Below are 23,978 nucleotides of genomic sequence, written 5' to 3'. Positions count from 1 at the left end.
GGCTAGTCGATGTTTGGTAAGCAAATGCCTTCGGCTGTCCGTTCAAAGGACGAGGGAGAAAAACCGTTCTGGATTTCCTTTGCTGATTTGATGACCGCGATGATGATTCTGTTTCTCGTGGTCATGGTGGCGGCTTTGAGTTCTGTGACGCAGCGGATCAACCAGGCGGAACAGGGAGAGAAGCAGCGTAGCAAGGACATCAGTCAGATTTGCGAGCACCTGAGCCTCAAGGCAAAGACTGCTAGCAAGACCATCGTCGTGGACTGCAAGGACAACCGGATCAGCTTCGGCGATGCTGGCCGTTTTGGGCATAACCAGTATGCACTGAGCAACGACGGCCAATCGGCACTTCAGGAGGTCGTGCCGATGATTCTGGACGCGGCCAACAGTGAAGAGGGGCGCAAGTGGTTCAAACAGGTCGTGATCGAGGGATCGACCGACACTGACGGTTCTTACCTCTATAACTTGCACCTGTCATTGCAGCGCTCGGAGTGGGTGATGTGCAGCCTGCTCGATAGTCGCAGCCCGCTTCAGGTCGGATTGTCGCCGGAGCATCAACAGCAGATTAGATCGATGTTTCTGGCGGGTGGTGTGTCGTTCAACAATGCAAAGGACACCAAGGAAGAAAGCCGGCGAGTCGAGTTGCGCATGCAGTTCTTTGGCTTGAAGGAGAAGGAGAGCAGTCTCAAGCCTGATGTGCCGGTGTTCACTAACACTGACGTGGAAAAATGTCAGTTGGCGATGAACCGATGACCAGCTCGATCGCGAGGCTTTCCGCTGCCATTAACCAAAGTCTGTCAGCTCATCGAACGGTGCAGGCCCCAGAACCCTTGGAGCGTTTCCCTCGTCTGGCTGCTGCGGGAGTCGATCTTTACGAGCGATTCGAGCGCGCTGAAAAGGCCTTGCCGCCTCCCGAAGAAAAGCGCCGTGCTGCGATAAGCAAGTTTCGCAATGTACTGCCTCTCAACGCCTCGGAATGGCGCTTGGTGTTCGCTGGCCTTTCAGACAAGAGTGAGCGCGTCGGGCCGATACTGGACGATGACCAGCTTTACGCCCGGGTGCACGATGAAGTGCATCAGCGTATCGAAAAGCGAAGTCTGAGCCGCCGGGATTGGTTGGCGCTGTGCTTCAGCTACTTTGGCTACGACGCCGCTACGCCCGCGCAGAACGCCAATTGGTGCATGTTGCGCGAAGATGTTCAGCTCGGTTTCGAATGCGTCAGAGACCAGCAGAAACGTGTGAAGGAATGGGTGCAGATCGTTCAGCAACATCAGGAGCTCTTTTCCGAGCAGGCAGGTGCCACGCTGGGTGACCAGATGTTCAAGGGCGAGATCAGCGACCTTTCGGCATTGCAGACGATTGCGCAGATCCCGGATAACAGCTGGCTGTGGCGCAGGATTTTTACCGTACTGATTTCTCGCATTTTCATGTTGGATGACGCCGAATTTTCTCAGCGCTTGGCCGATCTGGTCGACATCGGCCGACAGCACCCGCGGTACATGAACGACATTCTGAGTGCATGCCTGTCGCGTTACCACTTGGCAGCTTATCGGGAGAAGCCATCGTCGCTGCTCAAACAGCTCGCGCTCGACAATTGGGGCAGTCCGCAGATCCGCTCCAGACAAAACAGCTGGCTGCAGTATGTCGATAATGATGTCTGTGCGATGGTTGTGGCGTGGTTTGCAAAGGAAGATCTGGAGCACTTCTTCAACCTGCTGAAGGGCGATGATGATGTAGACCAGTCACGCCTTTTCTACTGGCTGCGGTTTGCCAACCAGATGAGCTACACCAGAATCATCATGGGCTCGGATGCATGGAGTAACGAAGGTCGAGACTTTGCTCATTTCCGCGAGAAGAACAAAGGGCGTCTTGGCCGGCTGATCGGCGCAACTGGTCATAACAATGCTGTCGTCATGCAGATCGGGAACTACTTTTTCGTGGAGTTCTCGGGAATGGGCGCCTGCTATGTGTATCAGGCAGACAAATCTCCGTTTGATCCAGAAAAGCCCCAGCTTGAGCTCGCTACCGAAATTAAGCAGCGCCATCGTGTGGTGGAGTGGATGCGTCACTTCCCGGCACCTAGCCGCTCAGATCGCGTTGAGGGATGGCTGGTTAAGTTCGATGACACCCTAGAGAGACTGGGCATTCGTATTCAAAGCCAGGGGGGTGAGCCTGTCACGTCAAGGCTGCTGTCGTTTGACTATCAGCTTCGTGAGTCCATGAGGTCAGTAAAACACACGCTCCATGATCGACGTGCGCAGGGCGGTGCAATCCATATTCAACTAGAAGAAAACGATCAGGCTGCAACCATCGCCCTCCGGCGATTGGGCTTTAAGCCCGAGAACAATAAGCCACTAAGGTTCTGGAGAGAGTGATGCTCAAGCGCTTCCTCAAAGGCATTGGCCTGCAGCCAAACTCGGCAGTAGAAAATACTGGGCCAGTTTTTTCCATTGAGGAGCAGGGTATCTGTTATTCCCTGAGCTTGGCGGAGAATACTGAGTCCTGGTCACTTGCAAGTTACCTTGATCAGCTGGAAGAAGAGGAGTACGTCTCCCAGCTGAGCGATCGCTGGCTGCTGACGTGGGATGAGCTCTACCGGCTGCTGGATGAGCCCGAGCACATAACAAGCCTACCGCTATTGGGGTTACCGCCGCAGACAGCCCTCGTCCCTCAATTGAGCAGTCAGGGCAGCCTTGCCTCCGACGATTTCAAAGTCTCTATCAGTGGCTGGCGTGACCCGCAGTCCAATGCCAATGTGCAGGTGCAGCGAACGGGGGCCATCGTTCAATATCAGGGAGCCACAGAAATTCTGCCTGAGGCGTCTTGGAAACTGATCGGTGCTGTACGACAGCTTTATCTGGCACAACAGAATGAGCCCGGTGAAGTAACCAACCAGATCGGCTGGGCCAGCATCAGAAAGCTGGCGCGCAAGGCTGGCGCTGGTATGGATGGCTTCCTGGACAAGACCGTCGTTATCAAGCCTGAGAAACTGCGGCTCAACCCACGAAAGTCGACGCTAGGCGACACGCCGGTCATCGAGTTGCAACCGAGCTTCGAAGGCCAACCGGCCAACTGGCTTGAGAGCTTTGACGGTGCCAAGCAGGTTCAGGATCGATATCGGGTGACGGGTGACGATGGCTCGCTGACTCATGTTCTGATTGAGCCTGAAGTCAAATCGGTACTGGACTACGTACGTTCGTTGCCCGGGCGTCGGGTTGCTGGTGACGATGCCCTTTCATTCGTCCGTAACCCTTACAGCACACTTGGCGAAAGTGCCGCACACGTGCTGGATGCCGAAGCCTATGAAGACGAGCTCGCCGAGGCCGGCATTTTCTTTCATCGCTTCCATCTGGAACCCAAACTGGATGAAGCGGGCCAGCGTATCGAGCAGGTAACACTGACGCTCGAACCGATTTCTCCAACCCCGCAAGCGCCCATCGAAATTGAGTTTAAAGCGGCCCATGAATTCGCGCCGCTCGTGCATGAACTGCAGCTGAAATTGGCCGCCGGCATGCCTGCGGGCTTCTGGCAGGGCTATGAGCTGGAGCTCAGCGATTTTGATTTGCGCCAGTTGGCAGGCATCAATGACCTGCTTAAACGTTGGCAAAACGAGGCGGCCGGTATCGAGTTTGACTCGGTCCTGGACCTTTCCCTCTACGGCGACCGTGTGACGGGCATTGGGGAAGCGGAAAGAATTACTTCGCCTTTCCTGGTCAAAGAGGCGACCGAGAACTGGTTGCCGAAGGATGTGGCAGCGCTGGGCATCGACGCAGGAATCCTCGGTCGGTGGGACCCTTCCGATCGCGCTCAATTTGAAGCGTTTGGGCAGCGGTTGGATGAAGCGCGTGCTGCCGGCGATGACACGGTGTGTTTGCCAGAGTGTGAAACACCACTGTCCATTGCCGCTGCCGAGCAACTGTTTGATGCCTGGTCGAAGAAGATTGCGCCTGTAGAGACAGACCCGGTTGAGCAACGGGACAAAGTTGGTCGCGCCGTACTGCAAATCGGCCACAACATTGACGAGCCGACTTACGTTCAGGTGCGTCAAGCAGCGTTACGCGCCGCTTTGGATGCAACGCCAGAGTTGCCTGGCCTGCTCAAGCCTGAAGTCGTCCTGCGCGACCATCAGCTTCAAGGCGTGGCGTGGTTACAGCATTTGTTCCGCTTGTCCCCCACGGACGTATCGGGGTGCTTGCTCGCTGATGACATGGGACTTGGGAAAACGATCCAGTTGCTCACCTTCCTGGTCTGGTACCTGGAACAGTACCCAAAAGATCAGCCAACACTGATCGTCGCTCCGGTTTCGTTGCTCGATAACTGGGAGCGAGAGCTTCACCGTTTCTTATTTGCTGACGCGCTGCCTGTATTGAAGCTGTATGGCTCAGCCTTGAGTGCAGTGAAGTTCAAGAAAGATGAAATCCCAGCGGACTTGAAAGCCAAAGGCATCAAGAACCTGCTGCGCCCAGGTTGGATGGGCGATGCCCGTATCGTCTTGACGACGTACGAGACATTGCGCGATCAGGAGTTTTCCCTGGCGCGCCAGCAATGGTCCATCGTTGTGTGTGACGAAGCTCAGAAACTGAAGAACCCGGCGGCACTGGTGACTCAGGCGATCAAAGCCATTCCGGCACGGTTTCGAGTGGCGTGTACCGGTACGCCGGTAGAGAACACCCTGATCGATCTCTGGTGCCTGTTCGACTTCATTCAGCCAGGATTTTTGGGCGGTTTGAACCAGTTTGGTCGCGACTATCAGCGCCCAATTGAAGCCGCACTGGAACGTGATACGGATGCGCTGGAGCGCCTGCGTGGGCTTATAGAACCGCAGACTTTGCGGCGGACCAAGCAAGACATCGCCAAGGACCTACCGGCCAAAATCGAAGACGCAGCATGCCGTTCACTTGGCATGCATACGCTGCAGCGTAACCTGTATCTGTCCGAAATATCTGCATACAGCCAGAGGCAGCAGATAGAAGAACAGCTCGATCAGAAGACCTCCGGCATGCTGGGGTTGCTGCACAAGCTCAAGCTGATTTGTGCCCATCCTTACAGCGTTCAGCCAGACACGCGGTTGCGTGACAACTCGCCGAAACTGCAGTGGTTGATGCAGACGCTCGAGTCGATCAAAAGGGCTGGCAACGGCGACAAGGTCATCGTTTTTACCGAGTTGCGTGATATTCAGCGGGAGTTGCAGCATGCAATTCAGCAGCATTTCGGGTTTCGGGCGACGGTCATCAATGGCGATACCAGTACCAGCAGTAAGAGCGCCAATAGCCGGCAGAGGCTGATCGATCAATTCCAGGAGCTGCCAGGTTTCGCCGTCATCATTCTGTCCACCATCGCCGTCGGATTCGGAGTGAACGTGCAGGCCGCCAACCACGTCATTCACTTCACGCGTTGCTGGAACCCAGCCAAGGAAGATCAGGCGACCGATCGGGCCTATCGGATTGGCCAGCAGAAGGATGTGTATGTGTACTACCCGACGGTTCGAGATGTGGCTATGCCTACGTTTGAGGCGACGCTGGATGAGCTGCTGAGTAAGCGGCGGGCGTTGGCGCGAGATATGTTGAGCGGGGCTTCGGAGCTTCAGGCTTCGGATTTTGAGACCTTACTAGGGGCACAGTGAGGCTGCAATCGAAAGTGCATTAATTCAGGGTTTCTAGGTCGGCGGGGTTTATGCTCAGCGACATGTCAATTATGTGTACAGGTTGATCCTGGCAGCATTTGCAAATGGGGGCGGTTCAGCCAGCTGAGACACGTCTAGCGCAGTGTCGCCAGCGGAGTCTGCTTGGATTGTTTACCTGTGGGCACGTCCAGTCTTGGCGCTAACAGCTTAACGGCCTATTGTGCGCGGAAATTGGCATAGTCGGTCGCGCATGCTGAAGCAGCGATGATGTTGATGCCGAGGAAGTTGAACTGGAAACTCTCTGCCCCGGTATCATGCCGCTATTTTCATCAGGGCCTCTGTGGTCGGAATTTCATTTTTTACTGCGCAATTCATCTGCGTCGAATGTAGGGAACAGTCCATGTCGGATCAAAAGAGTACCGAACAGGCCGCCAGCAGTCTCGCTGAAAAGGCACTCAAGCAGGCCCGCATCCGCTTGGCGCCGAGCGCAGCCGGGGCCGAGCCAGAATCGGAGCCGGCGAAGAAGAAGCGCGGGCGCAAGGCCGCTGTCAGCGCCACCAGCAGCACGCTGCAGGATCTGGAAAAGACCCTGTGGGCCACCGCCGATAAGCTGCGTGCCAATATGGACGCCGCCGAGTACAAGCACATCGTCCTCGGTCTGATCTTCCTCAAGTACATCTCCGACAGCTTCGCCGGTCGCCGTGCCGAGCTGGAGCGCCGCTTTGCCGACGCCACGAATGAATACTACCTGAACAGCGACGATCCCGAATACTTGGCTGAGGAACTGGAAGAGCGCGACTACTACAAGGAAGTCAACGTGTTCTGGGTGCCGGAGGCGGCCCGCTGGGAATCGCTGCGGGCTGCCGCCAAGCAGGTCGACATCGGCAAGCGCATCGACGAGGCGCTGGCCGCCATCGAAGCGGAAAACCCGTCGCTGAAGAACATCCTCGACAAGCGCTATGCCCGCGTCCAGCTGCCGGATGGCAAGCTCGGCGAGTTGGTCGACCTGATCTCGACCATTGGTTTCGGCGGAGATGCCAGTGTCGCCCGCGACCTGCTCGGCCAGGTCTACGAATACTTCCTTGGCCAGTTCGCCAGTGCCGAAGGCAAAAAAGGCGGCCAGTTCTACACTCCGGCGAGCATCGTCAAGACCCTGGTCGCTGTGCTCAACCCGCACCATGGTAAGGTCTACGACCCGTGCTGTGGCTCCGGCGGTATGTTTGTGCAATCGGAAAAATTTATCGAGGCCCACGGTGGCAAGCTGGGCGACGTGTCGATCTACGGCCAGGAGTCCAACCCGACCACATGGCGCCTGGCGGCCATGAACCTGGCCATCCGCAGCATCGACTTCAACCTCGGCAAGGAGCCAGGCGACAGCTTTGTGCGCAACCAGCACAGCGACCTGCGCGCCGATTTCGTCCTGGCCAACCCGCCGTTCAACGTCAGCGACTGGTGGCACGGCAGCCTCGATGGCGATCCGCGCTGGATCTACGGCACACCACCGCAAGGTAACGCCAACTTCGCCTGGTTACAGCACATGCTGTTCCATCTCAAGCCTAGCGGTCGAGCCGGCATCGTCCTGGCCAACGGCTCGATGAGCTCCAGCCAGAACACTGAGGGTGACATCCGCCGGGACATGATCGAGGCCGATGTGGTCGAAGTCATGGTCGCGCTACCGGGCCAACTGTTCTTCAACACGCAGATCCCGGCTTGCCTGTGGTTTTTGGCCAAGCAAAAAACAAAACGCCCTGGCGAGGTGTTGTTTATCGACGCGCGCAAGCTTGGCACCAATATCAGCCGAGTGCAGATCGAGTTGCTCGACAGCGACATCGAGCGCATCGCCCAGACCGTGGCGAACTGGCGCGGTGTGCCGTTGGATGAGGGGAGTGAGATTGGCGATTACGTTGATGTGGCTGGTTTTTGCCGCAGCGTTCCCCTCGCGGAAATCGCCGAGCATGGCCATGTATTGACCCCGGGCCGTTATGTCGGAGCCGAGGCCGTTGAGGATGACGAGGAAGCCTTTGCCGACAAGATGCAGCACCTCACCGCCCTGTTGGGCGAGCAACTGGCTAAAGGCGCCGAGCTCGATCAGTTGATCCGCCAGAAACTGGGGGGGCTGGGCTATGAGTTCTGAGTGGTATCGCGGGAAGTTAGGAGACGTCGTAGAGCTAAAGCGTGGATACGACCTGCCTCAAGCGCAGCGAACGAAGGGAAGTGTGCCGCTCGTGTCGTCTTCTGGCGTGAGCGATTTTCACAACACTGCGATGGTCAAAGGGCCAGGGGTAGTGACCGGACGATATGGAACGATTGGCAAGGTTTTTTATGTAGAGGATGATTTTTGGCCTCTCAACACTACCCTCTATGTACGTGACTTCAAGGGAAACGACCCGAAGTTCATCCATTATTTTTTGAGGTCTGTGGATTTTTTTGCCTATTCAGATAAGGCGGCTGTTCCGGGGGTTAACCGAAATCACCTACATGAGGCTGCAGTACATATTCCAGGTGTTTGTGAGCAAAAAGAAATCGCAGGTTTGCTGGGAGCCCTCGACGACCGTATTATCCTGCTCCGCGAAACCAATGCCACCCTGGAGGCCATAGCCCGGGCGCTTTTCAAATCCTGGTTTGTGGACTTCGATCCGGTTCGCGCCAAGTCGGAAGGGCTTGACCCAGATGGTATGGATGCCGCCACCGCCGCGCTTTTTCCCGACAGTTTTGTAGACTCCGAGCTGGGATTGATACCGAGGGGGTGGGCTACACGACCTATCTACGATATGGCGTCTTACATAAATGGAGCAGCTTACAAAACATTTGAGCCAAATGCGGAGCGTCGCGGGCTTCCAATAATCAAGATTGCGGAGCTTAAGGCCGGAGTTACCCTGCAAACGGCCTTTTCGGACGTTACCATGCCGGAGAAGTATCTAATAAGGACAGGTGATATACTTTTCTCATGGTCTGGGAATCCAGATACATCTATCGACACTTTCGTGTGGGGGCATGATCCGGCCTTACTTAATCAGCACATTTTTCGTGTTTTGCCACATGTTCAATCTGAGCGATCATTTGTTCTTCAAGCACTCAGGAATTTAAAGCCAGTATTCGCTGAGCTAGCGCGAAACAAACAGACAACAGGGCTCGGTCATGTAACGGTCGCCGACCTTAAACGGCTCTGTGTTGTTAATCCACCGGGGATGGTGATTGAGCAGTTCAATAGTTTAGTTGAAAAGATTCATCAGATGATCTTTGGTAATGAGCAAAAAGCTAAAACCCTCACCCAGCTCCGCGATACCCTGCTCCCTCGCCTGATCTCCGGTCAACTGCGTCTACCGGAAGTGGAAGCTTCAGTCAAAGCCGTGTTGTCGGAAGCTGTCTGATATGGCGCTGAATTTGCGTCAACGGGTCATCGAACGACTGCAAAGCTTGCCGAATACCCAGCAGACCGCACGCGAACTGGCGCAATGGATTTTCGAGCAGTTTCCAGCTGAATGTGCGGCCAAGAAAGCCAGCAGTGCCAGCTACATCCAGACTGACAAAGATCTGGTACAGCAACTAGTAGCGGAGATTTCGAGTTCCCGTCCACTCTGGCAGAACAAGTTCCCTCAGCTGAAAACGACCGAGGGACGCCCCCGTCATTACTATTGGTCGGACATGGATGCCAACGCTGAGGTGGCGGCGGCGGAAGGAGTCGCAGTCGTCGCATCCGACCAGCCTGAACCCACGCCGTTGCGTGAGCATGCGCTCTATCCGCTTCTGGCGGAGTACCTGCTGACCGACGAGCAGCGTGTGTACGCCATGCGGATCAACGAAAAACGTTCGTCCAACCGTGCGGGTATCGGGGGCAATGAATGGTTGCATCCGGATCTGGTCGGTCTGGAGGACCTGACGGCGGACTGGACGCCAGATTTACGTGACTGCGTCCGTGTGTTGGGCGATCGCCGTGCTCGATTGTGGTCATTCGAAGTCAAGCTGCTGCTCAACCGTTCCAATGCGCGCAAGAGTTTCTTCCAGGCCGTGTCCAACTCATCCTGGGCGCATTTTGGCTATCTGGTAGCCGCCACGGTCGAAGGCGACGGGACACTCAAAGAGTTGCGCATGCTCGCCGCTGCGCATGGCATTGGGGTAATTCAGCTTGACGTTCAGAGTCCTACTGAAAGCCAGATTCTGATCCCGGCCCGCGAACGCAGTGAAGTCGACTGGGACATGTGCAACCGTCTGACGGCAGAAAATGCTGACTTCGCCGAGTTTCTAGGGCGGGTAAGGCGTTTCCATCAGACTGGCGAAATAGCGACCAGGGAGTGGGGGGCTAACGAGTGACGCCGCGTTATTACTAGAAGGGTGGTGGCCGAATACGCGTTATCTGGTATCGACAAACCCGTCGGTGCCGCCAAATACCAACTCTTACACGTTTTGCCCGCACCTTTGGGCCGCAACCTGCCGAACATTGTCGAGATCGGGGCGGAGGTGGCCGGGGAGCGGACACAGGAAGTGAAGTGGAATGACCGAAGATCAATTGGAACAGGAAACACTCGGCTGGCTGGCAGAGGTGGGCTACCGCCACGTGTACGGCCCAACTATCGCCTATGACGGCGAGAACCCGGAACGTGACAACTACCGCCAGGTGCTCCTGATCGAGCGCTTGCGCAGCGCGATTGCCAGGCTCAACCCCACGGTCCCGCTGGCCGCACGGGAGGATGCCCTCAAGCAGGTGCAGGAGTTGGGCCTGCCGGTTCAGCTGTCGGCCAACCGCTTGTTCCACCGCCTGTTGGTCAGTGGCGTGCCGGTGCAGTATCAGAAAGACGGTGAAACCCGTGGCGACTTCGTGCGCCTGATCGACTGGGTCGAGGTGAAGGCCAACGATTGGTTGGCCGTCAACCAGTTCAGCATCCAGGGGCCGAAACATACCCGGCGTCCGGACATCATCCTGTTCGTCAACGGCCTGCCATTGGTGCTGCTGGAACTTAAGAATCCGGCGGATGTGAAGGCCGACCTGGGCAAAGCCTTCGATCAGATCCAGACCTACAAAGAGCAGATCCCGGATCTGTTCCAGTACAACGAAATCCTGGTGATTTCTGACGGTAGCGAAGCGCGGATGGGCTCGCTGTCCGCCGATGTCGAGCGTTTCATGAACTGGCGCACCATCGACGGCCAGACTCTTGATCCGTTGGGTCAGTTCAACGAACTGGAGACCCTAGTGCGCGGTGCTTTGGCCCCGCCGATGCTGCTCGATTACCTGCGCTACTTCGTGCTGTTCGAGGATGACGGCCGGCTGGTGAAGAAGATTGCCGGCTACCACCAGTTCCATGCGGTGCGCGCCGCCATTGGGCAAGTGGTCAGTGCCTCGCGCCCCGGCGGCAGCCACAAGGGCGGGGTGGTCTGGCACACCCAGGGTTCAGGTAAGAGCATCACAATGACCTGCTTCGCCGCCCGGGTGATGCAGGAAGCGGCAATGGAAAACCCGACCATTGTGGTGATTACCGACCGGAACGACCTGGACGGCCAGTTGTTCGGAGTGTTCTCGCTGTCCCAGGATCTGCTGCGTGAACAGCCCGTCCAAGTGGAGTCACGCGGTGACTTGCGCCGCAAACTGAACAATAGGCCGAGCGGCGGCATTGTCTTCGCCACCATCCAGAAATTCATGCCAGGTGCGGATGAAGACACCTTCCCGGTGCTGTCCGATCGCCCGAATATCGTGGTCATTGCCGACGAAGCACACCGCACCCAGTACGGATTTGGCGCCGAGCTGAAAACCTCGGAGGTACTGCAGGCCGCCGAAAGCCGAACCCGTTACCAAGTGGGCTATGCCCAGCACCTGCGCGATGCGCTGCCGAACGCCACTTTCGTGGCCTTTACTGGAACCCCGGTATCCAGCGAAGACCGCGACACCCGCTCGGTTTTCGGTGAATACATCCACGTCTACGACATGCAGCAGGCCACTGAAGACGGTGCGACCGTTGCCATCTATTACGAGTCGCGTCTGGCCAAGCTGTCCTTGAAAGAGAGTGAGCTGCCAGCGATTGACGAGCAGGTCGATGAACTGGCCGAAGATGAGGAGGACGACCAGCAGGCCAGGCTGAGAAGCCGTTGGGCCGCCCTTGAGCGAGTGGTTGGTGCAGAACCACGTGTTCATAGCGTGGCCGCTGACCTGGTCAACCATTTCGAGGAACGTAACCATGGCATGGTGAGTGTGGGGCAGATGCCCGGCAAAGCCATGGTGGTTGCCATGAGCCGCGATATCTGTGTGCACCTGTACAACGAGATTGTCGCCTTGCGTCCGGACTGGCACGACGAAGATCCTGAGAAAGGTGCGATCAAAATCATTATGACCGGCAGCGCCTCGGATAAGGCTTTGCTACGGCCGCACATCTATTCCGGCCAGGTCAAAAAGCGCTTGGAAAAACGCTTCAAGGATCCACTCGACCCGCTCAAGTTGGTGATCGTTCGTGACATGTGGCTGACCGGCTTCGATGCGCCGTGCGTTCACACCCTTTACGTGGACAAACCGATGAAGGGTCACAACCTGATGCAGGCTATAGCCCGGGTAAACCGGGTATTCAAGGACAAGCAAGGCGGCTTGGTGGTGGATTACATCGGCATCGCCAATGAACTGAAAGCTGCACTCAAGGAGTACACCGGTAGCAAGGGTAAGGGCCGACCTACCGTGGATGCCCATGAGGCCTACTCGGTGCTGGAAGAAAAGATGGACGTCCTGCGTAGCCTGCTGCATGGCTTCGACTACAGCGATTTCCTCACCGGCGGGCACAAGCTGCTGGCTGGCGCCGCCAACCATGTGTTGGGCCTCGAAGATGGCAAGAAGCGTTTTGCCGACAACGCACTGGCCATGAGCAAGGCTTTTACCCTGTGCTGCACCCTGGATGAAGCCAAGGCCGTCCGCGAGGAAGTGGCGTTCTTCCAGGCAATCAAGGTGATCCTGATCAAGCGTGAAGTCAGTCAGCAGAAAAAGACTGACGAAGAACGGGAGTTGGCCATCCGCCAGATCATCGGCAATGCAGTGGTCTCCGGTGAGGTGGTGGACATCTTTGACGCTGTAGGCTTGGACAAGCCTAATATCGGCCTGCTCGATGATGCGTTTCTCGCCGAGGTGCGCAACCTGCCGGAGAAGAACCTTGCGGTTGAGCTATTGGAGCGCTTGCTCGAAGGTGAGATCAAAAGCCGTTACAGCACCAACCTGGCCCAGGAGAAGAAATTCTCTGAGTTACTGGCCAATGTGATCAAGCGCTACCAGAACCGCTCAATCGAAACCGCTCAGGTCATTGAAGAACTAATCGAAATGGCCAAGAAGTTCGCCGCTGCTAGTCAGCGTGGCGATGCCTTGGGGCTCAACGATGACGAACTGGCGTTCTACGATGCCTTGGCCAACAATGAGGCATCGGTGCGCGAGCTGGGCGATGAGATCTTGGCCAAAATCGCCCACGAGTTGACTGCCAGTCTGCGGGCTAATGTCAGTGTCGATTGGAACAGTCGTGAAAGCGTAAGGGCCAAACTGCGCATCCTGGTGCGGCGGATTTTGCGCAAGTACAAGTACCCGCCGGATCAGGCCGAGGAAGCTGCCCAGCTGATCCTCAACCAGGCGGAAACGCTTTGCGAGGCATGGTTGTAAACTTTAGCTCGGTGGGCTTCAGTGAAGATTTTTTGCGCAATTCTGCAGTAGCTTACGTTCCAGTTTTGGCAAAGATATAAAAGCTGTGCCTAAAGCGTTCTAAATATTGACAGGGCAGGACTCGATTGGATCGAGCCCTGCCCTGTCTCGACTTATTTGAAAGTCATCGTCGCAAAAGTTCCGCTACCGGTTAGCCACTTACCCCAAGGGCTATGGTCCGTGCAATGAGTTGAGCTCCTACGAACTGATTGGAAACACTGAGTGCAGTAAGGCGTATAGCATTCATCACACATTTTCCAATTATTTGCTCCTTGCTTTTCAGCCCCAGTTTTGCCGCAGCCGGCACATCGAAGAGTCTTGCCTGGTCTCGTTACAGTCATAGGTTTTCCTTTTCCAAATAAGTTGAGCTTCGCAGTGCGAATGATAGCGGTACGCCACTTGCTCGTAAAGACGTACTCAACTTGTGTTGCAAGCACCCAAAAGCTAGGGCGGAAGAAGGTAATGGAGACGGATTTCCAATTGATCGGCAAGGCAGCTATTGAATTCTAAAGTGTAACGCTATTTAAAACTTTAGCGAGAGTTCGGCAGGTTAATCAAATTTTTGGCCTGGCCGATGAATTAGCATCGCTGTTGTGACTGGCTGTAGCATCTTTTTCGTAGGGCTGTGCATCCGATGAAACTCTCGTCAACGTTCGGCGTATACCAGAAATATTCTGGAGAACTTGTGGGTTTAACGCAGGGCTCATTAGGTATTCAGTATGCTGGCGGATAAGAGGGAGATGCGGTCTTCATGCATAATGCTTGACGGTCTTTAATGATCAGGATTTCTGTTCGAGCTTAACGATTGATTTGGCGACGTTTAAAACGATGTCTTTCGATTTTGCTTGCCCAAGTGCAATTGAAGACCAGTCCCTCCCCATTTTCTTTAAAATCAAGAGCACGGTCAGCCGGTAGTAGTACTTCGAAGCGGGCGAGTGTATAGCTAAATGATGGACTAGAAACCAATGCACGTGCTTGAGCTGCCAAGTCCAGGGGTTGTCTCGTTGCCATCGCTGTTGGATGGCCACTTGCATGACTCGTGCTTGCCTTAGGTGGCGTTGCTGAGTGGCCTTCGAGCCAATTAATGCGCCGCTCAGGAACAGCGCCATATTGAAGGGCTTGGTCACGTTCGACCTCCAATGTAGGTCGAGACCACATCAATCCGGTTATGTCCGAGCTCAAGGCTGATCTGTTGGCGCGCCTGTTGATCAAGGCCGCTGTCAATGCGATAGCAGTGACCACCATTGACTGGTGCGGCGTGGCCTGTGAGTTGCTCATAGCGATCGCAGGCGTAAGCAGCGCGCAGTTCATGGAATCCTTTCAGCCCGTGTTCATGCAGAGTTTCGCGGGCTGGGAGCACGGTCTGTTGCAGGAATGCGGCGTAGCTTTCGTCGCCGGCCAGCAAGTTGCGGCTTCGGGGCGGCGACGCATCACGCGCAAATTGGAGCGCCGCGTTAACTTGTTCAGTGACGATAATCCAACGTGGCGCTGATGCCCCTGATCGGCCGCCTTTGGTACCGCCCTGGATATTGATCCGGCCCAAGTGTTTGGCTTCTCGGTGCAAGCGTGGCAGGTCAGCTAGGATCGCTTCGCGTAGGCGCATACCGGTAGTCCGGGCCAAGATGACAATCGCGGCGACCCGGTCGTGTTGTTGTTCTCCAAGCGCTTTAACCACTCTCAGCACATCTTGGATATCTCTGCCATCCGGCGCACGCGTGCGGACTGTGGAGCGCTGCAGACCCAACGCCAGGCTCGGGCTGATGACTCTCACGTCCTGATCACCGCGCAGCGCAGCGAGGGTGCGGTTAACGCTGCTCAGACGGTTTTGCGCGGTGGCGATGCACAGTTCGCCTTGCTGGATCTGCTGACGCAGATATGTGACGTAGTACTCCAGCGTTTGTCGATCAATCTGGCGCGCATCGTTGTACCCGGGCCCGTCCTCTGACCGGCACAAGCGTACGAAGGCTTGCCAGCGATCGCCATGCGCCTTGACGGTAGCGAAGTGGCCGCCGGCAAACAGATCTTCCAAAGCCTGCCGACCGGCGTAGCTGAGTTGGCGGCCGTATCCAAAGTTGCGACCGTCACGCCGACCGACCAGCGCCATTGTCTTCACCTTGATCGTTGGTCAGTAGGTGCAGCAGCAGGGCTTTCCAATGGGGGCTAATGCTGTCCAGCTGCTCCCAGTGTGTTGGACGAATGGAAAGGGCATTTTCGCTGTGTTGCAGCAGAGCCCCTTCTTCTTGCAACTTCTCGATGAGCTGAGCGAGGTCGATGGGTTCAGGGGTGATACTGGCGACAGCGGCGACACTGGCGACAGCCCGCGCTACATCTGGCTTGGCACGTGGTGACAAAGTGGTGACGGTGGCGGCGACACACCGCAACTCGGTCGGCGAGCGATGTTGCGCCTGGTAGCGGCGCACGGCGTCATTGAGGCGGAACATGGCGCATCTCGAATATGTCCCCGGCATTGTTCAGCCAGTTATGGGTAACCAGCTGCAGCAACAACTCGAAGGTGTACCGTGTGCTTTTACGGGCAAAGCGAGGGCCGTTGCGCGTGAGATCGCGGAGGCGAAACGGTGGCCAGTTCTTCTTAATCAACCAGCGCAGAAGGCAATCCGCCTCCGCGCGAAGCTTATTCAGTGGCTCCTGTTCGGTCAGGCGCTGGTTCTCGGCCAGGTAGTAATCCATCAGCGTAGAGGCGCGCTGAATGTGCACTTCTTCCAAGGCAGTCGATTCCTCAACCACCGCCATCACACCAGCCATGCGTAGAACGTTCGCGGCGGCTTTACTCGCAGCAGCTTGCACGTTGACCAGCTCGCCGAACTCCCCTGACTCGAATTCAATGGTCCATTGTGAACCTCGGAAGCGCTGGAAGCCCTTGATTTCAATGGATTTCAGGCACAAAAAAAGACGTCCGTGGACGTCTTTAGATGTTGAAGTGGTGGAGCCGGGGGATTTGAACCCCCGTCCGCCAGTACTCCGCTGTCGGTACTACATGCTTAGCCGTGTCTATTGAGTTAATCCGCAGCCGCCCGACGGGCAGGGTGCTTTGGACGAGTTGGGTAAGTTTTAGTCGCTTTGCCCCCAACGTGCTACACGACGATCCTGTTCTGTATGACAATCACTTCGGGTTTACAGGCATCCCCTAGTGATTGCTGGAGCCGAAGCTACCAGGAGAGCGGGCTCGGCTGCTTACGCAGCGAGAGCGTAACCCTCGTAGTTTTCGTCATTGGCAACTATAGAAAGTTGCAACAGTGGATTTACGAGTTCTGTTACCAACTCGGCATGCACCTAGAGTTTCATCACCGGCGTCGAATCCTAATCGGCCCCATTTTTTACTGCTCTAGCGCTAGCACCGTTTCGGGTGCATGTGATGGAGTATACGCCATCGGTCGGGCGACGTCGACTACCGGTCCGGTCGCCCACCGAGGTTACTGACCGTTGCCGCCCTTGTCGGTCTTCTCGAGGCGCGACAGCACCTTGGCGCTAATGGTGATGCAATCCTTGTCGTTGCCCGCCGCCTGCGCGGCCTTGGCGTCAGCCACGTGCTGCTTCAGCGCATCGTCCAGCCCTTCGGAGGTCGCGCCCATGGTTGCCATCTGGTCGTCGATCTTCTGCAGGTTGCTGGTACACAGGTCTTTATCCGCCGCGAACACAGGCGAGGCTAGCAGTGCGGCGCTGAGGAACAGTCCGGTAATCGCAGTACGCTTCATGTGAATCTCCTTGGCTGGGAAGGCCTCAGGATAAGGGGCCTATTTGCATGGACTGCGGCCGATGCCAGGGGTTCAGACGGATGTTGTGGCAGATGGCCTGTTCGCCGGCAAGGCCAGCTCCTGCCGGTGTGCAGGAGCCGCCTTGGCTCACAGCGCCCTGGCTCTGGTCACCCGGTCCACCAGGTACACCAGGCCGTGATAGTCGATGCCGCCATGCTCGCTCAAGCCGATTTCACAGGTGCGGCTGGTGGAGATGCCTTCGCTGCAGTACTGCACGGCGTCCTTTAGGCTGCGCAGTGAATGTGCGTTCAGTTCGGGGGTGGTGAAGCCTTTGTCGCCGGCGAACCCGCAGCAGTGGATGCCCTCGGGTATCACCACCTCTTTGCTGCAACGCCGCGCCAGGTCGATCAGGGCCTGGCTCTCGCCCAGGTGCTGGGTACTGCAGGTCACGTGCACGGCAATCGGTGCGTCCTGCGGGGTGAATTCCAGCTTGTCCACCAGGTGGGTGCGGATGAAGCGCACCGGGTCATACAGGTCCAGGCGCGAGTCCTTGAGGTCCTGCACCAGGCGCAAGGTGCACGGGCTGGTGTCGCAGTAGATCGGGTCGAGCCCGCCGCGGCTGGCATGCAGCAGCGCGCCAATCAGTTCCTGGCGCTTGTGCTCGGCCTGTTCGGCATAGCCCTTGGAGGCGAACGGCTGACCGCAGCACAGGCTGTCCTGGTTCTCGGGGAACACCACCTGGTAGCCGGCCTTTTCCAGCAGGCCGCGGGTCTTGTCCAGCAGCGAGGTCTGTTCGCGATCGCCAGCGGCGGGGCCCATGACGCGCGATACGCAGGCCGCCAGGTACACCACGCGGGGCCGCGCATCGTTGCTCGCGGGGCTGAACTGGATGGGCTGCAGGGGCTGCGGCATGGCCGGCGTCCAGAGCGGCAGGCGGCTGTTGCTGGCTTTGCTCAACGACTGGCTGATGCGGGCCAGCCGTGGCGCGCCCAACAGGCGGCGGGCACCGTTGGCTGCGCGCAGGGTGAGGCGGGCGCCGCTTAGCGCGGTGTGGAAATGCTCCGCCAGCCAGTCGGCTGTCTTCACGTGGCTGGCAGCCTGGGCGCGCAGTTTCTTCACCAGTTCGCCGGTGTTGATGCCTACCGGGCAGCGCTGGGCGCACAAGCCGGTGGCGGCGCAGGTGTCGATGCCCTGGTACTGGTAGTCGCGTTCAAGCGCGGTGGTATCGACCCCGGCGCGCTTCTTGGCCTGGATGTCGCGCCACATCACGATGCGCTGGCGCGGGCTCAGGGTCAGCCCCTTGGACGGGCACACCGGTTCGCAGAAGCCGCACTCGATGCACTTGTCGACGATCTCGTCGGCGGCCGGCAACGGCTTGAGGTTCTTAAGGTGGATCTGCGGGTCGTTGCTGAGTACCACATCCGGGTTGAGGATACCGTTGGGGTCGAGCAGGCGCTTGAGTGTCCACATCAGCTGGTAGGCATCGTGTCCCCATTCCAGTTCGACGAACGGCGCCATGTTGCGCCCGGTGCCATGCTCGGCCTTGAGCGAACCGCCGAATTCGACCGCCACCAGGTCCGCCACGTCGTCCATGAACGCCTGGTAGCGGGCGACCTCTTCGGCACTGTTGAAACCCTGGGTGAACACGAAGTGCAGGTTGCCCTCCAGCGCATGGCCGAACAGGATGGCTTCGTCATAGTGGTGCCGCTCGAACAGCTCGATCAGGCGGTTGACGCCGATGGCCAGTTGCTCGACCGGGAAGGTCACGTCTTCGATGATGACCGTGGTGCCGGTCTTGCGCACGGCGCCGACGGCCGGGAAGGTGTCCTTGCGGATGGCCCAGAGCTTGGCGTTTTCCTTGGCGTCTTCGGTGAAGTCGACCTGTTTCTCGACCGGAAATTGCGCCAGCGAGGCCATGATCAGGCCCAGCTGCTCGTGCAGCAGTGTCTGGGTGGCAGCGCGGGACTCGATCAGCAGGGCGCACGCACCCTCGGACAGCTGCTGCACGAAGGCCGGCATGCCGGGCTTGTCCTGCACCGAGCGCAGGCTGCGCCGGTCGAGCAGTTCCACGGCCGATACCGGCTGGCTTTTCAGCACGGTGACGGCGGTGCAGCAGGTTTCCACGTCCGGGAACACGATCAGCGCCGACGCCTTGTGCGGGTGATCGATCACGGTGTCGTAGGTAACCGCGCTGATGAAGCCCAGGGTGCCCTCGGAGCCCACCAGCAGGTGGTTGAGGATGTCCAATGGCTGGTCGTAGTCGACCAGCGCGTTGAGCGACAGGCCGGTGGTGTTCTTGAGCCGGTACTTGTGGCGGATTTTCGCAGCCAGTTCGGTGTTGGCGCGGGTCTCGCGGCCCAGGCGCGCGAGCGATTCGAGCAGGTCGGCATGGCTGCTCTGGAAGGCCGCGACGCTGGCCGGGTCTTCGCTGTCCAGGCGGGTGCCGTCGGCCAGCACCAGGCGCAGGCCGGCCAGGGTGTGGTAGGTGTTCTGGGCGGTGCCGCAGCACATGCCACTGGCGTTGTTGGCAACGATGCCGCCGATCTTGCAGGCGTTGATGGACGCCGGGTCGGGGCCGATCTTGCGTCCGAACGGAGCCAGCCAGGCGTTGGCCTGGGCGCCGATCACGCCGGGTTGCAGGCGGATCTGCCGGCCTTGCTCGCGAATCTCGCGACCGTTCCAGTTGTCGCCCAGCACGATCAGCACCGAGTCGCTGATGGCCTGGCCCGACAGGCTGGTGCCGGCGGCGCGGAAGGTCACCGGCACGCGGTCGCGCTGGGCCAGCTGGAGCAGGCCCACCACTTCGTCTTCGCTTTCCACGCGCACCACCAGCTTGGGGATCAGCCGGTAGAAGCTGGCGTCGGTACCGAAGGCCAGGGTAGACGTGGGGTCGTCGAAGCGGCGCTCACGGGGGATCAGGCGTTCAACCGAGTCGAGAAACGCGGTGGGCAGGCTCATGCAAACTCCTCGCGGGGCCACGGCGTCTATCGCGCCGCGTGCCCCGGACAATCAGGCGGTGATGGGGCAGGCGGTCAGGCGCCGAATTCGCGTACCAGCGAATCGCGAGTGATCTCGCTGATGGACTTGGCGCCGGTCAGCACCATGGCCACGCGCATTTCCTTTTCGAACAGGTCGAGCAGGTTCTTCACGCCGGCTTCGCCTGCGGTGGCGAGGGCATAGAGGAAGGCACGGCCGATCAGTACGGTGTCTGCGCCCAGGGCGATCATGCGCACCACGTCCAGGCCGCTGCGGATACCGGAATCGGCGAGGATCTTCAGGTCGCCCTTGACCGCATCGGCGATGGCCGGCAGGGCACGGGCGCTGGACAGCACGCCGTCGAGCTGGCGACCGCCGTGGTTGGACACCACGATGCCGTCGGCACCGAACTTCACGGCGTCGCGCGCGTCGTCCGGGTCGAGAATACCCTTGATCACCATCGGGCCATCCCAGAACTCGCGGATCCATTCCAGGTCCTTCCAGGAAATCGACGGGTCGAAGTTGGCGCCCAGCCAGCCGATGTAGTCGGCCAGGCCGGTGGGGCTGCCGCGGTATTTGGAGATGTTGCCCAGGTCGTGGGGCTTGCCCAGCAGGCCTACATCCAGCGCCCACTGGGGGTGGGTCATGGCCTGCCACATGCGCCGCAGCGGTGCGTTAGGGCCGCTCATGCCGGAGTGGGCGTCACGGTAGCGTGCGCCGGGTACGGGCATGTCCACGGTGAACACCAGGGTGGTCACGCCGGCGGCCTTGGCACGCTCCAGGGCATTGCGCATGAAGCCGCGGTCCTTGAGCACATAGAGCTGGAACCACATGGGCCGGTCGATGGCCGGGGCCACTTCCTCGATCGGGCACACGGATACGGTCGACAGGGTGAAGGGGATGCCCTTGGCCGCCGCGGCACGTGCCGCCTGCACCTCGCCGCGCCGGGCGTACATGCCGGTCAGGCCGACCGGTGCCAGGGCCACGGGCATGCTCAGGGTTTCATCGAACAGGCGGGTCTCGAGGCTGAGCTCGGACATGTTCTTCAGAACGCGCTGGCGCAGGGCGATGTTGGCCAGGTCTTCGACGTTGTGGCGCAGGGTGTACTCGGCGTAGGCGCCGCCGTCGGCGTAGTGGAACAGGAAGGGCGGCAGCTTGCGTTGGGCTGCGGCGCGGTAGTCGGTAGAGGCTGAAATGATCATGGTGTCTCGCAGCGTCGGTTGAAAGGGGCAGCTGCCGGGCGCCCTTGGGGCGCCCGGCCTCTTTCACTTTAGTGAACCAGCATGCCGGTCAGCCAGTACGCCTGGATCAAGGTGATCAGGCCGACGATGGTGGCGAAGAACAAGCTGTGCTTGAGGGTGAAGCGGAACAGGTCCGACTCTTTGCCAACCAGCCCGGTGGCCGCGCATGCCACGGCGATGGACTGTGGCGAGATCATCTTGCCGGTAACGCCGCCGCTGGTGTTGGCGGCCACCAGCAGGGTGTCGTTGACCCCGATCTGGTGCGCGGTGGTGGCTTGCAGCGAGCTGAACAGAGCGTTGGACGAAGTGTCCGAACCGGTCAGGAACACGCCCAGCCAGCCAAGGAACGGCGAGAAGAACGGGAACGCTGCGCCGGTGCCGGCCAGAACCAGGGCCATGGTCGACGACATGCCCGAGTAGTTGGTGACGAAGGCAAAGGCCAGCACCATGCCGATCGACAGGATCGGCCAACGCAGTTCGAAGAAGGTTTCCTTCAGCGTGGTCAGGCCGGTCTTGAAGTTGATCTTCAGCACCAGCATCGACAGCAGCGCGGAGAAGAAGATCGCGGTACCGGTGGCCGAGATCGGGTCGAGCTTGAACACCGCCGGCATGGCGGTCGGGGCGGCGACGATCGGCGCGGTCTTGATCACCAGCTGGTCAAGGTGCGGGATGGCGAAGTTGAACACCCAGCTGTACATCGAACCACCGGCGGCAAAGGCCGCTTTGAATGGCTTGAGGGTCCAGATGGTGACCAGCACGGTGAGGATCAGGAACGGCGACCAGGCCTTGAAGATCTCGCCGAAGCTGTATGGCGAAGGCTGGCTGCCGCCACCGTTGACCACGGCTGCACCAACGCTGCCGGTGGCGGTGGTCATCGAGCGCTTGGGCTGCCAGACCTTGAGGAACAGGGTCAGGGAGATCAGGCTGGCCAGTGCCGAGGTGATGTCCGGCAGTTCCGGGCCGATGAAGTTGGAGGTGAAGTACTGGGTGACGGCGAAGCTCAGGCCGGCCACCAGGGCTGCAGGCCAGGTCTCCTTGACGCCGCGCAGGCCGTCCATCATGAACACCAGCCAGAACGGCACGAACAGCGACAGCAACGGCAATTGACGACCGGTCATGGCGCCGATCTTGAAGGCGTCGATACCGGTGACCTGGCCGGCCACGATGATCGGGATACCCAGGGCGCCGAAGGCCACCGGGGCGGTGTTGGCGATCAGGCACAGGCCGGCGGCGTACAGCGGGTTGAAACCCAGGCCCACCAGCAGTGCAGCGGTAATGGCCACGGGTGCGCCGAAGCCTGCCGCGCCTTCCAGGAAGGCGCCGAAGCAGAAGCCGATCAGCAGAACCTGCAGGCGCTGGTCGTCGGTGATCGACAGCACCGAGCTGCGGATCACTTCGAACTGGCCACTCTTGACCGTCAGTTTGTACAGGAACACCGCCGCGACGATGATCCAGGCGATGGGCCACAGGCCATAGGCAAAACCGTACCCGGCAGCAGCCAGTGCCATGTCGGCGGGCATCTGGAAGGCGAAGATGGCGACCAGGATCGACAGCGCCAGCGTGATGCTGCCTGCCACATGACCCTTGAGGCGGAACACGGCCAGCGCCAGGAAGAAGAACACGATAGGGATGACTGCCGCCAGGGCGGACAGGCCGAGACTACCAAGCGGACTATAGAGTTGTTGCCAGGTTTGCATATGGGGTGGCCCCTAATTGTTGTTGGTCATGCAGTGGCATTGGCTAATTGGTCATACCAATTTACAATGTCGAGCCGCTAGGTTAAGAGCCCTGTGGTGGGTGTGTCAATTTGCCCCGCTAAAACTTTCGTCGGACGGTTGAAAAAAGGTCGGCTGAGCGGCTTCGAAATTCGCCAACTGGTGGGTGTGGCGTGGGCACCGATAGGCCAAAATAGGCGGCCCCGAACGAACTCGGGATTGTGGAGAGCATGTGATGGTTTTCAACCAGGTCCGCCAACGCCGTTTGTCCGACGATATCGTCGAGCGGCTTGAGGGGATGATTCTTGAAGGCACCTTGACCGCCGGTGAGCGGTTGCCGGCCGAGCGGCAACTGGCCGAGCAGTTCGGGGTGTCACGCCCGTCGTTGCGCGAGGCGATCCAGAAGCTGGTAGCCAAGGGCATGCTGGTGAGCCGACAGGGCGGCGGCAATTATGTTGCCCAGTCGATGGGTTCGACGTTCAGCGACCCCTTGTTGCAATTGCTGGAGAACAATCCGGAGGTCGAACGCGACCTGCTGGAGTTTCGTCATACGCTGGAGGCGTCGTGTGCCTATTACGCCGCATTGCGTGCCACCGCGGTGGATCGCGAGCGGTTGAAGGTGGCGTTCGATGCGCTGCAGGACTGTTATGCGCGTGCCGATGAGGTGAGCCGAGCCGAGGAAGGGGCGGCGGATGCGTCGTTCCACCTGGCGATTGCCGAGGCCAGCCATAACGCGGTGCTGCTGCATACCATTCGCGGGTTGTTCGACCTGCTCAAGCGCAACGTGGTGACCAACATCGGCGGTATGTACAAGCAGCGCAGCGAGACCCGCGACATGCTGATTGCGCAGCACCGGGACCTGTACCTGGCGATTGTCGAAGGGCGTGCGCAGGATGCACGGGAGGTGTCGAGCCAGCACATTCTGTATGTGCAGGAGGTGCTCGAAGAGGTGCGTCAGGAAGTGCAGCGGGTCGCGCGGGCAGAGCGGCGCAACGGGCGCTAGACAAGCGTTGCGGCTTTCGCCGGCAAGGCCGGCTCCTACAGGGTTTCGCTTGG

At 58.8% G+C, this 23,978-nt stretch carries 16 protein-coding genes and 1 other RNA gene; 8 read left to right on the top strand and 9 right to left on the bottom strand.

Annotation, left to right across the window (positions count from 1 at the left end):
- The first annotated feature begins 9 nt into the window (after positions 1-9).
- The 7 genes from zorB1 to LOY33_RS22155 all read left to right on the top strand — a co-directional run bounded on the left by zorB1 (position 10) and on the right by LOY33_RS22155 (position 13,238).
- Complete coding sequence (zorB1, locus tag LOY33_RS22185; protein ID WP_258660111.1) at positions 10-753, top strand: type I Zorya anti-phage system protein ZorB1; 744 nt, start codon at positions 10-12, stop codon at positions 751-753.
- The gene (gene zorC / locus LOY33_RS22180; protein WP_258660110.1) at positions 750-2,375 is read left to right on the top strand and encodes a type I Zorya anti-phage system protein ZorC; all 1,626 of its coding nucleotides are present in this window, start codon (positions 750-752) and stop codon (positions 2,373-2,375) included. Before zorB1 ends, zorC begins: the two co-directional genes overlap by 4 nt.
- Positions 2,375-5,623, top strand: coding sequence for a type I Zorya anti-phage system protein ZorD (gene zorD, locus LOY33_RS22175; RefSeq protein WP_258660109.1), 3,249 nt, complete (start codon positions 2,375-2,377; stop codon positions 5,621-5,623). Before zorC ends, zorD begins: the two co-directional genes overlap by 1 nt.
- A 400-nt stretch (positions 5,624-6,023) precedes the next feature.
- A complete protein-coding gene (locus tag LOY33_RS22170) occupies positions 6,024-7,757 on the top strand; it encodes a class I SAM-dependent DNA methyltransferase (protein ID WP_258660108.1) in 1,734 nt (577 codons plus the stop codon).
- On the top strand, positions 7,747-8,994 hold the full coding sequence (locus tag LOY33_RS22165; protein WP_258660106.1) for a restriction endonuclease subunit S: 1,248 nt from the start codon (positions 7,747-7,749) through the stop codon (positions 8,992-8,994). Before LOY33_RS22170 ends, LOY33_RS22165 begins: the two co-directional genes overlap by 11 nt.
- Before the next feature lies 1 nt (position 8,995).
- The gene (locus LOY33_RS22160) at positions 8,996-9,934 is read left to right on the top strand and encodes a COG2958 family protein (RefSeq protein WP_258660104.1); all 939 of its coding nucleotides are present in this window, start codon (positions 8,996-8,998) and stop codon (positions 9,932-9,934) included.
- Positions 9,935-10,115: 181 nt separating this feature from the next.
- A complete protein-coding gene (locus tag LOY33_RS22155) occupies positions 10,116-13,238 on the top strand; it encodes a type I restriction endonuclease subunit R (protein ID WP_258660102.1) in 3,123 nt (1,040 codons plus the stop codon).
- Between the two features lie 818 nt (positions 13,239-14,056).
- Here LOY33_RS22155 and LOY33_RS22150 read toward each other — a convergent pair.
- The 9 genes from LOY33_RS22150 to LOY33_RS22110 form a co-directional block, all read right to left on the bottom strand.
- Positions 14,057-14,404, bottom strand: coding sequence for a hypothetical protein (locus LOY33_RS22150; protein ID WP_258660101.1), 348 nt, complete (start codon positions 14,402-14,404; stop codon positions 14,057-14,059).
- A complete protein-coding gene (locus LOY33_RS22145; protein WP_258660100.1) occupies positions 14,401-15,381 on the bottom strand; it encodes an integrase domain-containing protein in 981 nt (326 codons plus the stop codon). Before LOY33_RS22145 ends, LOY33_RS22150 begins: the two co-directional genes overlap by 4 nt.
- Positions 15,359-15,718 (bottom strand): hypothetical protein, encoded by a 360-nt coding sequence (locus LOY33_RS22140; RefSeq protein WP_258660099.1) that lies wholly within the window; start codon positions 15,716-15,718, stop codon positions 15,359-15,361. The genes LOY33_RS22145 and LOY33_RS22140 overlap by 23 nt, the downstream gene beginning before the upstream one ends.
- A complete protein-coding gene (locus LOY33_RS22135) occupies positions 15,702-16,181 on the bottom strand; it encodes a YfjI family protein (RefSeq protein WP_258660098.1) in 480 nt (159 codons plus the stop codon). Before LOY33_RS22135 ends, LOY33_RS22140 begins: the two co-directional genes overlap by 17 nt.
- Before the next feature lie 35 nt (positions 16,182-16,216).
- Positions 16,217-16,607, bottom strand: a transfer-messenger RNA (tmRNA) gene (gene ssrA, locus LOY33_RS22130).
- A 101-nt stretch (positions 16,608-16,708) separates the two neighbouring features.
- Positions 16,709-16,990 (bottom strand): hypothetical protein, encoded by a 282-nt coding sequence (locus tag LOY33_RS22125; protein ID WP_043863844.1) that lies wholly within the window; start codon positions 16,988-16,990, stop codon positions 16,709-16,711.
- Positions 16,991-17,137: 147 nt separating this feature from the next.
- Entirely contained in the window at positions 17,138-19,948 is a 2,811-nt protein-coding gene (locus LOY33_RS22120) for an FAD-binding and (Fe-S)-binding domain-containing protein (protein WP_258660097.1), read from the bottom strand.
- A 74-nt stretch (positions 19,949-20,022) separates the two neighbouring features.
- Positions 20,023-21,168, bottom strand: a complete 1,146-nt coding sequence (gene lldD, locus LOY33_RS22115; protein WP_258660096.1) for an FMN-dependent L-lactate dehydrogenase LldD — start codon at positions 21,166-21,168, stop codon at positions 20,023-20,025.
- A gap of 68 nt (positions 21,169-21,236) precedes the next feature.
- Positions 21,237-22,904, bottom strand: coding sequence for a lactate permease LctP family transporter (locus LOY33_RS22110; protein ID WP_043863841.1), 1,668 nt, complete (start codon positions 22,902-22,904; stop codon positions 21,237-21,239).
- 253 nt (positions 22,905-23,157) lie between these two features.
- Here LOY33_RS22110 and LOY33_RS22105 point away from each other — a divergent pair, with 253 nt between their 5' ends.
- On the top strand, positions 23,158-23,925 hold the full coding sequence (locus LOY33_RS22105; protein WP_043863840.1) for a GntR family transcriptional regulator: 768 nt from the start codon (positions 23,158-23,160) through the stop codon (positions 23,923-23,925).
- The last annotated feature ends 53 nt before the right edge of the window (positions 23,926-23,978 follow it).

Source organism: Pseudomonas sp. B21-036, from assembly GCF_024748925.1.
Taxonomy (GTDB): Bacteria; Pseudomonadota; Gammaproteobacteria; order Pseudomonadales; family Pseudomonadaceae; genus Aquipseudomonas; species Aquipseudomonas palmensis.
The sequence above is the reverse complement of the archived record's forward strand: the minus strand, read 5'-3'. Positions and strand labels throughout refer to the sequence as shown.